Genomic DNA, 10,977 nt, shown 5'->3' with positions numbered 1-10,977 from the left:
ATTTGACAAGACTGCTGAGGTTTTTATGGGTTTTTTAAACTTCGTTGATTCTCTCATATGGCTTCTCTAAAATTTTGTTCACAGAGACTAGATTAATGTTGATTCATTAAACGCACTTGGGATGACTCCATTACACTGGGGTGCTCAAAATGGCCATAAAGAAGTAGTAGAAGTTCTACTAAAATACGGGGCAAAGATTAGTACATTAGACAATAGATTGCAGACCCCGTTACGTTGTGCTGCTAGAAAAGGCCATAAAGAAGTAATAAAAGTTCTACTAAAACACAATGCAATGAGCAGAGAAGAGTAGACTCCATTGCACTGCATTGCCCTTTATGGCAACAAAGCAGTAGTAGAAACTCTAATAGAAAGTGGGGCAAATATTGATGCAGTAGACAGAGAAAAGTGGACTCCATTACACTGAGCTGCCCTTCTTGGCAATAAAGAAGCAGTAGAGATCCTAATAAAAAACCTGGAAGATGTCAATATAGTGAGTAGAGCCGGATATACTCCATTACACTGCACTGCTCAAAATGGCCGTAAAGAAATAGCAGAGATCCTAATAAAAAAGCTGGCAAATGTCAATGTAATAAGTGAAAATGGATATACTCCATTACACTGCGCTGCTCAAAATGGTCATAAAGAATTAGCAGAGGTCCTAATAAGTAACGGCGCAAATGTTAATGCAGTGAATAAAAACAGACATACTCCATTATACTGGGCTGCTAAAAATGGCCATACAAAAGTAGCGAAAGCTTTAATCGATACAGGAGCAAATCCTTTATTGGGACGTAGAGATGTTAGACTTTTAAAGCTCTTAATCACATTAACCAAAAATGATGGTTTAAAACATCTGGGAAAAATAGAAGAATCACAACAGGAAAAAGAGCCAGTAGATGATGAGTATGAATTGCTTAAATATTCATCACTGCTGCGTGAAGATCGCTCTTTAATTGATGTTGTTGAAAAAGATACATTTGATAATTTAATATGTACATGGTTTGCTGACGTATCTAATCTAACACCAAATCAAAGGAAGTTGAATAAAGAGCTGTTATGTATTCTTAAAGGCTTCCTATTTTGTAGCAGTAAAAGTTATTATGATTATGTTATAAAGCTTAAAGATTTTCTACAAAAGAATGAAAATAATAAAGAAGATCTGAGGACCATTGTTAATCTTGAAAGGGGAGAATCCAAGTTAACATTATTGCATGCGTTATCAAGTATAAATGATCTTGCAATAGAAGGATTTATAGATTTACTCTTAGAAGGGGGAGCTGAGCTTAATGCAAAGGACGATAGAGGAAGAACACCATTGCATTATGCTGCTTGTTCCAGTTTCAGTAATATAAATTTCCTCCTAAAGAAAGGAGCTCTCAGTATATCTGATGAACAAGGGAAAACCCCACTAGATATTGCAATTGACAATCACAATTATCATCTTGAAGATTGCTTTTTAACTGATGAGCAAAAGAATTTGAAAGAAGAATTATACAGTGCCTTGGTAAGTAATTCTCAATCCCAATTAGAAAAGTTGTTGAATGAACCCAAGAATACTCAAAATTTAAAAAAGATCTTAAACCTCCATGATTACAAAGGAAGGTCAAAAATTCTTCAAATTGCTAGAAATGTCCTACACAACAAAGAGGATTTGCGTAAAGAAGTAGAAAGACTGTTATTAGGAGCGGGAGCGATTGATTATGAAGGATTTTAGATAAGAAAGAGCATTTGTCCAAATCTGGAACTCTATGGGATAATTTAATACTAAACCAGGGGAAATTATTGAAGTTTTTCCTAGATAAAGTAGGTGAAGCCCAAGACATGAATGAACTGAAACAGATTGTGATCAAAGCTATAGAGTCTGGAGTAAGGTTTAATTTTCCCCATCAAGGAAAACTATATGGAAAGGCGTATGAAAGTAAGTATAGTTTTACGGATTATGTGATAAAAAAAATAAAAGACATTAGTGAATCAAAAAAAGATCCCAAAGTTGCTAGTGATATAGTATGTGAATTGGTATCAAGAGGGGCGGTGTTATACAATATAGATAGTACATTTGTGATCGATACACTGGAATCAGAATTTAAGGATCACAAAACTAAGATGAAAGAAGCCTATGAAGATTATGTTAATTGTACTCTACAATTCATGGAAGTTGCTAAAAGTGCAACAAGCGGTAAGATAAAAAATGCAAAACTTGATAACTCTACTCCCTATTTAGAATATTCAGAAGACAGCACAATAAATGTTGCAAAAATTACAGATGGAGCAAGGGATCTAGGACTAACTCAGGGAGAAGCAGGGTATGGAAGGGATGTAATAAAGATTGGAAAAAGTGAAGTAGAAATTATCACTGAAAATGACATAAGGAATTACACTGACCTTGCAAATGGTAGCGATATAGTATTAACTTTCTTCACCAGTCAGGGAAAATTAGAAGTTAGATTATATCCTGATGAGCAAGATCAAAACCTAATAAGGGTAGAAGGGAATAAAGAGATGTTGAAGAAATTAGAAGATTGTGGAGAAGAAGTAGGAAAAAATTGCCGATTGGGAAGGTTATCGGTTAAAGAAGCCATAGAGCGAAAATGTTTTACCAGATCTGGAGGATTGGTGCGTTCTGAGGCAATGAGCCCATCTAAAAAAGTTTTAGAAAAGGCCGAAGCGGCAATGGAAGGGGTAAAGCCTGGTGATATAGTGAACTCTGCATTAGGCAATACATCTTCTATAGAAGTGGTTAAATTGAAAAGTGAAGAAAATGCTCAAAATCCCACGTTGATATCAGTTTAGCAGCTTAGGGAACTTCCTAAAGAAATTATCTTATTGCTTCTCAAATAGCCTTAAGATCCTGCAGGCCAGTTGCTTGTTGTATTACATCAATTGGAACACCTACCTCAAGTAAATTCTTTGCCACTTCTGTTTCCCCTATTTTTTGACCCTTTTCTTTATCGATCTGTATTTTTTTAGATACTGACATAATCAATGAATAAAATTTATCACGTGTTTCTTCATCCTCAATTTTGTTGTACTCTCTCACTAAATCTAGTAATCCATTTTCTCCTAAATATTTACTACCGCTTTTTTAGTAGTCTTGGCATAAAACCATCCATTTTGGCGGAAGTCAAGAGATTTTTAAAATATTTATTTGTTGTTAATAATGGTGAGGATATTAATATATCGGCTTCGAAAGCGCAATCGGTGGTTGAAGAGTAGTTGGACTAAGGAGAGATTTTTTCATCGAGTTGTTCTAAATTTTCTACTTTTTCGAACTTAGTGTTCGGCTTGTCTAGTAAAACTAATCACTCAATCTTTCACTTAAAATTAAATTTATAACACCAGTTTTCCTTTTATGGTTTTATTAAGAACCTGTTTAAAATCTCGAAGAGATGAGGTAAAATAGGCATAGATTAATAATGAGGTTATCTATGCAGAAAAGTTATCCAAGCGATGTAAGTAGAGAGCAGTTTGAAAAAATCAGGCCAATTTTGGAGAGTAGTAAGCAGAAAACAAAACCAAGAAAACTTGATTTGTATGACGTATTTTGTGGGGTGTTGTACGTCTTAAAAAGTGGTTGTCAGTAGAGGATGTTACCAAAGGGTTTTCCAAGATGGGAAAGCATATATTACTATTTTCGAGTGTGGAGTAAAAAGAATGGAAAAGAGCCAAGCTTATTGGAATTAGTCTTAAAAAAAATTAGTTGGAGAGGTCCGTATTAGCAATGGTCGGAGAGAGAAAACCAGTTTCTGTATAGTTGATTCTCAAAGCGTTAAAAACCTGCTGAAAAAAAAGGCTATGATGCAGGTAAAAAGATTTCTGGTATAAAGCGCCATATTGCAGTTGATACACAAGGTTTGCCACATGCAATTTATGTAACAACGGCAGAAGCAACTGACCGTAGCAGTGCTGTGAAAATGGTAGAAAATGCTAAAGCAAACCTCTCTGAAGTTAAAAACGTACTGGTTGATGCCGGCTACACAGGGGGGAACTTTGCAACACAAATAAAAGCTATCATTAGTGCGACTGTTGAAGTAATAAAGCGAAGTGAATTACACACTTTCGTCGTATTGCCAAAAAGATGGGCTGTTGAACGCTCTTTTGCTTGGTTAGAAAAGTGCAGGCGATTGTGGAAAAATTGCGAGCAGAAGCTCAACACTAGCTTACAGATGATAGTCCTCTCCTTCATTGCTCTCCTGTTACGAAGATTTTAAACAGGTTCTTAGGAGAAACACAGGTGAGCACTGCAAAATGCTTGACGCTGGAATCTAATGTCACTTTATGATGGTGTCTCCAAGTAGCCCTTTTCCTGTCCTTCCAGTGCCCCTTTTTTGTCCTCCAAGAACTCTTTTTTGTCGTTCCAGTGCCTCCTTCTTTTTCATTCCAGTGCTTGATACTGGAATCCAGTTTTCCATAAAAACGGCGCATTTTAACATAACTTTTATACTCACTAACCTGATAAAATTCCTAGATGCCAGCGTCACGCGCTGGAATGCCCCCCTCCTACCCAATTCATGAATTACAATTAGCAATAAATATTTAAGAAATTTATCAAATGAAAAAAAAGCAAAAGAAGCCCTGGCCAATATCTATTTTAATAACTTGGCGTTAATGCTCTATACACTTGACAAGTAGCTGACCTTGGGGTTGTAAATACCCATAATTTATGATAAGGGAAATGTCGAAACTTGTTAAGCAATTTTTTTGTGAAAAAAATGAGATTAGTTAAGATTTTAACTAATTTAAAAAAAAGACAAAAGAAACCCCGCAACTTGAGTTGTTTACTGTTCTCTCAAAAACTTGGCGTCCGATTCTCTCTTACACCGCTTAATAAGCGAGGCTCAGCTAATGTAGACAAAAAATTATAAAGATATGCAGTGTCCATGCTGTAAAAATTAAACATAACACGCCTTGTTTTATACTGTGCTTTTGTCACTTAATACAAGATTAAAGATAAATTTTAGGCTTAAAACACCCACAATTCTATTGTAAGAGGACTGGCAAAAGTTGTCAAGTAGTTTTTTTGTTTCTGTGAGTTACCAAATCACAATGTTCATACATTTAGGCTCTACAACCACTTAACAAGAGGCGGCATTGACATCATAATTGCATCTGGATTACCACCCGTCATTAAACCAAATCTTGTACCACGGTCATATAGCAGGTTGAATTCTACGTACCTGCCACGCTTTATTAATTGAGCCTCTCGCTGCTTTTTCGTCCAAGGCTTTTGCATATGTTGACGTATTATATGCAAATAGATTTCCAAAAAGGTTTTGCCTACTGCTTTTGTAAATTTGAGGTCACTTTCCCAGTTGCCAGAATTCAGATTATCATAGAAAATTCCACCAATTCCACGTGGTTCTTTCCTGTGCTGCAAGAAAAAGTAGCTGTCACATTGCTCCTTAAATTTTGGATAATACTCAGTATCAAATTCATCACATGTTGCTTTGATTGATTCATGAATATACCTACAATCTTCCTCATTTTTATATATTGGAGTAAAGTCCATTCCTCCACCGAACCATTGTTTCGATGTATACATCAGCCTTGTGTTCATATGTGCTGCAGGAATCAGAGGAGATTGCATGTGAGACACTAAAGATATGCCACTAGCCCAAAATTCCCCATCGCTCTCGCTTGCACCAGGGATTTCATTTATAATTGAATCTGCGAACTTTCCATGTACTTTTGAAACATTTACCCCTACTTTTTCAAAAACATTACCATAAATAATTGTAGATTCGCCACCTCCACCACCTGGACGATCCCATTTTCTTTTTTCAATCTTTGGATCTGTAGATGAATGTTCTTCAATTGACAAAAAAGACTCTACAATTTTATTTCTCAGTGCACAGAACCATTCAAAAGCTTGCATTTTTTGTTCGTTCATAATGTCTTGTCAACAGTACTAATATTCGAGAGACTTAAGTGGTAATTACTTATCAAAGATGTTAATAATTCGATAATAATTAAATAAATATAATAAAACATTTTTATATGCACAATGAGTAAAAGATACATAGACAGCAAGAAAGAGAACAGAGTTGACTTCATATTGAGAAATCATGGAATGTCAATTATCGCTATGGCAGTCATTATGTTTTTACCTCCAGTAGTAATATCAACACTCTACTTTTTTGATATATATGACCAGCATACTAATATAGAGATTAACCTGCTAGTTAGCACTTTAATGACTCTATTTATAGTATACCATGTAAAACGCTATAGATACTTACTTAATATCGTAGAATTTCAAAATGCAATATTTGCAAATGCACTAAATCACAATACAGAATTTTGTCTTATTTTACACAGAGATGAGGGTATTGTTTATGCTGACGCAAGGTTCTACGAAAGATTCAAAGATCACATAGATAATGACGTTACATTAGACAAGATTCTTGAAATAGGGAATATTTCAGAAAAAGACAAAAAGGCGCTATACCATGCACTGAAAAATAACTCTTCTGTACAGGTACACATTGCCTTAAACAAGAAAGATAAAATATCTAATTTTCTTTTGCTTTTTGAACCAGTACCAGATAATCCCCAAGTTGTTATAAGTAGTAACAAGGCTCTAAATTTATCACTAGCACCAATAGCAAGACCACATGAGTATTTTGTGTTAAAAGCAACACAGATGAACAAAGAGCAGGTATACGAAGAATTAATAGAAAAGCATAATATAGGAACTTACATTGCAAATGCTAAAGGGATGATTTTATCTGTCAATCAAAGGTTTTTAGACATATTTGAACTGAAAAAACTTGAAAGAGGCAATTCAATCAATGACTTTGTATTTCAATCCAAGTATAATAATACAGCAGCTGATAATGAGGTTTTGTTTTGTACCGTAAGTGGTATTCCATTTAAGGCTTATATGAGTGCTGCTATGTTTTGTGATAAACACCATCATAACTATATATATGGCTTTATTACGCCAGTTGAATCAAACGTTATTGATTATCAATTACACCCATGTTTTACAAATTCATCGATCCCTATTGCACAGTGCGATGTAAACGGCAACTTTATAAAAAAAAATACAGCGCTAATAAAGCTTGCAGGACCAGATAACAATTCGATCTTTACACTGATATCAGACGACTATCATATGAAAATACGTGAGTATTTTTCTAGTAATAGAATAAATAACGCATCCTTTGATGTGCAGCTCAGCAACAACGATAATACGAAGGTATATTTCAATAAGTTTCTTCATAATAGAACGATGTTCATACTCTGCTATTTTGTCGATAACACTGAGCATAAAAATCTGGAGATAAAACTTGAGCATTATCAAAAAATGCAAGCTATAGGACAGCTCGCAGGTGGTATTGCGCATGATTTTAACAATATACTAACCGGAATAATAGGATTTTGTGATTTGCTTTTGCTTCAGCACTCAGCTAGTGATCCATCCTTTGGAAATGTAATACAAATACAGCAAAATGCTAAACGTGGATCAAATTTAGTTAAGCAGTTGCTTGCTTTCTCAAGAAGGCAGACAATGCAACCAAAAATTATTGATGTAAACAGTGTGATAACTAATCTTTATGAAATGATAAAGAGATTAATAGGCGAGAATATAAAATTCACTGCTTATTACGGTAGGGATTTAGGTATGGTGAGAGCTGATCAAGGACAATTAGAGCAAGTTATACTTAACTTAGTAATAAATGCCAGTGCTGCCATGGAAAAGGGTGGAGAACTAACCATACGAACTTTTAATAAAAAGATCAATTCATTAAATTCTACACCTAAGAATATGTTTTCTCCAGACAAAGAAGCGATTGAACATGGAAATTATGTTGTAATTGAAGTAATCGATACAGGATGTGGAATGACGCATGATACAATTCAAAAAGTATTTGACCCATTCTTTTCTACTAAAGATATTACCTCTGGTACAGGTCTTGGTCTTTCCACTGTATATGGTATTATAAAACAAACTGAAGGGTATATCTATGTTGCTAGTGAGATAAATCACGGGACTAAATTTAGCATATTTTTGCCTATGGTTTACATATCAGATGAAAACCATAGAGAGGAAAGCAGCGAAGAAATAGAGAAACCAGTAGTAAATGAAGTTAGAAGCAATGGTACAATCTTATTGATCGAAGATGAAGATTCAGTAAGAGAATTCACTACTAAAGCATTACAAAGAAAAGGGTTTGATGTAATAGAAGCTAGCACAGGCAACAAGGCATTAGAAATGATAAGCGAAAAAAGTTTACACATAGATCTAATAGTCACTGATGTGATTATGCCAGAAGTTAGCGGACCAGAGATAATCAAAGAAGCTCTAGTTCACAGACCAGGTATCAATGTCATTTTTATTTCTGGATATGCGGAAGATGCGTTTTTGAAGAACGACACCATTAATGTGGAAGATTTCCACTTTTTACCAAAGCCATTCACCCTAAATGAATTGGGAAACAAAGTGCAAAGTGTACTACACAAAGCAAAAAAAACAGTTTAATTTTAGGCAACAAAAAAATTTTCTAATGCAAAAATTTCCAGCATATATACAATAGAGTTATTTTATACATAAGATAAAAGGCGTGAGCAAGGTTATTGCAATAGTAAACCAAAAGGGTGGAGTTGGTAAAACTACAACTAGTATAAACCTATCGACAGCCTTTGCTGCTGTAGGAAAAAGTACTTTACTAGTAGATCTTGACCCTCAAGGAAATGCTAGCACCGGGCTTGGAATTTCTTATCGTAGCAGGGAAGAAAAAAATATATATAAAATATTACTAAGTAGCGAGAATAAACTGATAGGATCAGCAATTTTCGATATAAAGGAAATTCCAAATTTGTCGCTAATTTCATCAGTGGTTGATTTATCAGCTGCAGAAATCGAATTATCACAGCTTGAACGAGGAAAATTTGTTTTAAAAAGCGCATTAGAAAAAATACGCGACAATTATGAGTATATAATTATCGATTGTCCTCCATCACTTGGTTTGCTTACCATTAATGCCTTGACCGCTGCTGATTCTATTATTGTTCCTCTTCAATGTGAATTTTTTGCTCTGGAGGGACTGAGTCATCTAGTTAAAACTGTAGAGCTAATAAAAAGAAATAACTTAAACCCTTGCCTGGTAATAGAAGGGATATTGCTCACAATGTATGATAAGCGCAACAAGCTTAGCGAACAGATCAAAAATGACATTTGTCAGTATTTAAATGACAAAGTGTATAAAACTATTATTCCACTATATGAGACCATCATTCCGCGTAATGTGAGATTATCGGAAGCACCTTCCCATGGGAAACCCGCTATTGTATACGATCTTAAATGCCCTGGCGCACAAGCATATATAAGCCTAGCAAAGGAGATTTTGAAAAAGCATGCAAGCTGCTGCCAAGAGAAGAAGCTGGTGAGCGAGGGCATAGTATGAAAGATGATAGGCGCCTGGGCAGAGGTCTTGCTGGTCTTATAGGTGATAATTATGATAATAAAAAAGATCGGCAAGAGTATTTACCTATTTCACTACTGCACCCAAGCAAATTCCAGCCACGAAAGCACTTTGATGAAGAGTCGTTGAAAGAACTGGCAAGTTCCATAGAGAAAAATGGTATTATACAGCCTATCGTAGTGCGCAAAGATTCAAATAATGACGGTTATGAAATAATAGCTGGGGAACGTCGTTGGCGAGCAAGCAAGATTGCAAACCTCGATAGTGTGTCAGTCATTGTAAAAGATTTGAGCGACAAGGAATGCTTGAAATTATCTATCATTGAGAACATACAAAGGCAAGATATAAATCCAATAGAGGAAGGTGAAGCATACAAAAAACTGATAGATGAGTTCTCTTATACACATGAAGAACTAGCCTCAACTGTAGGCAAAAGCCGCAGTCACATAACCAATATGATTCGGATGTTGTCGCTTCCTGGCAGTGTGAAAACGATGATCAATGAAAAAAAATTGTCTATGGGCCATGCAAGAGCGTTGATTAATGTTGAAAACGCAGAAAGCATTACAGAGAAGATAATTTCCCAAGGCTTGAACGTTAGACAAACTGAAAAGTTGATAAAAGACTTACATCAAAGTAGTGATAAAAAAGAACAAAAATATACTCAAAATCAGGATATAGCAGCAATAGAGGGCACTATATCTTCTCAACTTGGCTTAAAGATCAAAATTAATGACAACAATTCCAAGGGTAAAGTTATGATACGGTATAATAACCCAAACGAATTGGATTTAATATTAAAGATTTTGAATAGAAAGCTTGAGAGCTGCCAGTAGAGTGAAAAGATAATCAACTGTTGGCGTCATCCAATAGAGACAAAAAAACTACTTGACAAGTTCCCCCACCCCCCTATAATGATACTGAAGCTATTTATTTATCTTCGCAATTTGTGCAGGTTAATGACAAAAAACTTAGGGTATTTGGCGTCTCATGTTTAAATTTTTGCACTATGTGAACCTCACGTCTTTTTAAAACTTCTGGTTTTCAAGCTGAAACGCGCTTATAAGTCGTTTAAGACAGTATAGAACGTCAAATAGACAAGCGAGAATTTGAATACTAGCTGCTCTGGGTTTCTTTTGCCTTTTTTCCACTCAGTAAATTTCTTAACGTTTACAGTTTGGGTTATTTGCATTTAAAAGTAGCTGAATCGTAGCGTTGAGAGTAAAAACGCCGATATTTGAGGTACATATAAATAATTAGCCATCGACTAGGGATTCTTTTGCTTTTTTTTATTTAGTGAATTTCTTAAATATTTATTGCTAAAGTAACATCCCAGTTGGCTTTGTTGCGTAGCTAGCTATGCAACAAAGTCCATTGGGATTCATGCTTCTTTTTCTCTTGAATTCCAGCGTTACACGCTGGAACGACACCAAAAACGCTAACTATGGGTTAGCTGATAAGGAAAGAGCTGGAAATAGAGGGCTTTTTGGGTTGCATGGAATATGAAATAAGCGTAGAAAAAATGTGAACTAAAAAGTTAATAGGAGATCTA

The 10,977-nt window shown here is 35.2% G+C and carries 9 protein-coding genes and 3 pseudogenes; 8 read left to right on the top strand and 4 right to left on the bottom strand.

All coding sequences use genetic code 11. The features are described from left to right. The first annotated feature begins 91 nt into the window (after positions 1–91). From GO685_RS01455 to GO685_RS01440, 4 genes and pseudogenes are all read left to right on the top strand, one after another. Positions 92–310, top strand: a complete 219-nt coding sequence (locus GO685_RS01455) for an ankyrin repeat domain-containing protein (RefSeq protein WP_343033198.1) — start codon at positions 92–94, stop codon at positions 308–310. A 6-nt stretch (positions 311–316) separates the two neighbouring features. Further along, positions 317–772, top strand: a pseudogene (locus GO685_RS05710) (ankyrin repeat domain-containing protein); the annotation flags it as partial. A 12-nt stretch (positions 773–784) separates the two neighbouring features. Next, on the top strand, positions 785–1,714 hold the full coding sequence (locus GO685_RS05785) for an ankyrin repeat domain-containing protein (RefSeq protein WP_343033197.1): 930 nt from the start codon (positions 785–787) through the stop codon (positions 1,712–1,714). 14 nt (positions 1,715–1,728) lie between these two features. Beyond that, complete coding sequence (locus GO685_RS01440; RefSeq protein WP_175937250.1) at positions 1,729–2,790, top strand: hypothetical protein; 1,062 nt, start codon at positions 1,729–1,731, stop codon at positions 2,788–2,790. Between the two features lie 40 nt (positions 2,791–2,830). Here GO685_RS01440 and GO685_RS01435 read toward each other — a convergent pair whose 3' ends face one another. Continuing rightward, complete coding sequence (locus GO685_RS01435) at positions 2,831–3,037, bottom strand: hypothetical protein (protein ID WP_175937249.1); 207 nt, start codon at positions 3,035–3,037, stop codon at positions 2,831–2,833. 388 nt (positions 3,038–3,425) lie between these two features. Between GO685_RS01435 and GO685_RS01430 the strand changes: the two are divergent. Then, positions 3,426–4,208, top strand: a pseudogene (locus GO685_RS01430) (IS5 family transposase). A 60-nt stretch (positions 4,209–4,268) separates the two neighbouring features. Here the strand turns inward: GO685_RS01430 and GO685_RS01425 are convergent. Together GO685_RS01425 and hemF are read right to left on the bottom strand one after the other, a co-directional pair. Next, positions 4,269–4,478: a hypothetical protein gene (locus GO685_RS01425; protein ID WP_175937248.1), complete on the bottom strand. Its 210-nt coding sequence runs from the start codon at positions 4,476–4,478 to the stop codon at positions 4,269–4,271. Positions 4,479–5,062: 584 nt separating this feature from the next. Beyond that, positions 5,063–5,887: an oxygen-dependent coproporphyrinogen oxidase gene (gene hemF / locus GO685_RS01420; protein WP_175937247.1), complete on the bottom strand. Its 825-nt coding sequence runs from the start codon at positions 5,885–5,887 to the stop codon at positions 5,063–5,065. Positions 5,888–6,001: 114 nt separating this feature from the next. Between hemF and GO685_RS01415 the strand changes: the two genes are divergently transcribed. The 3 genes from GO685_RS01415 to GO685_RS01405 all read left to right on the top strand — a co-directional run bounded on the left by GO685_RS01415 (position 6,002) and on the right by GO685_RS01405 (position 10,261). After that, positions 6,002–8,482, top strand: a complete 2,481-nt coding sequence (locus GO685_RS01415; RefSeq protein ID WP_175937246.1) for an ATP-binding protein — start codon at positions 6,002–6,004, stop codon at positions 8,480–8,482. A gap of 82 nt (positions 8,483–8,564) precedes the next feature. Next, on the top strand, positions 8,565–9,407 hold the full coding sequence (locus GO685_RS01410; protein ID WP_175937245.1) for an AAA family ATPase: 843 nt from the start codon (positions 8,565–8,567) through the stop codon (positions 9,405–9,407). Then, positions 9,404–10,261, top strand: a complete 858-nt coding sequence (locus tag GO685_RS01405; RefSeq protein ID WP_175937244.1) for a ParB/RepB/Spo0J family partition protein — start codon at positions 9,404–9,406, stop codon at positions 10,259–10,261. Before GO685_RS01410 ends, GO685_RS01405 begins: the two co-directional genes overlap by 4 nt. A 613-nt stretch (positions 10,262–10,874) precedes the next feature. Here the strand turns inward: GO685_RS01405 and GO685_RS01400 are convergent. Further along, positions 10,875–10,977: pseudogene (locus tag GO685_RS01400) on the bottom strand (IS982 family transposase); the annotation flags it as partial.

This window comes from Wolbachia endosymbiont of Madathamugadia hiepei (assembly GCF_013366855.1).
GTDB lineage: Bacteria > Pseudomonadota > Alphaproteobacteria > Rickettsiales > Anaplasmataceae > Wolbachia.
Note: the sequence above shows the minus strand (reverse complement) of the source record. Positions and strands in the feature narration are given on the sequence as shown.

Coding starts and splice junctions, on each gene's coding strand:
- hemF (WP_175937247.1), bottom strand. CDS start 5,887: ATGAACGAACAAAAAATGCAAGCTTTTGAATGGTTCTGTGCACTGAGA.
- GO685_RS01415 (WP_175937246.1), top strand. CDS start 6,002: ATGAGTAAAAGATACATAGACAGCAAGAAAGAGAACAGAGTTGACTTC.
- GO685_RS01405 (WP_175937244.1), top strand. CDS start 9,404: ATGAAAGATGATAGGCGCCTGGGCAGAGGTCTTGCTGGTCTTATAGGT.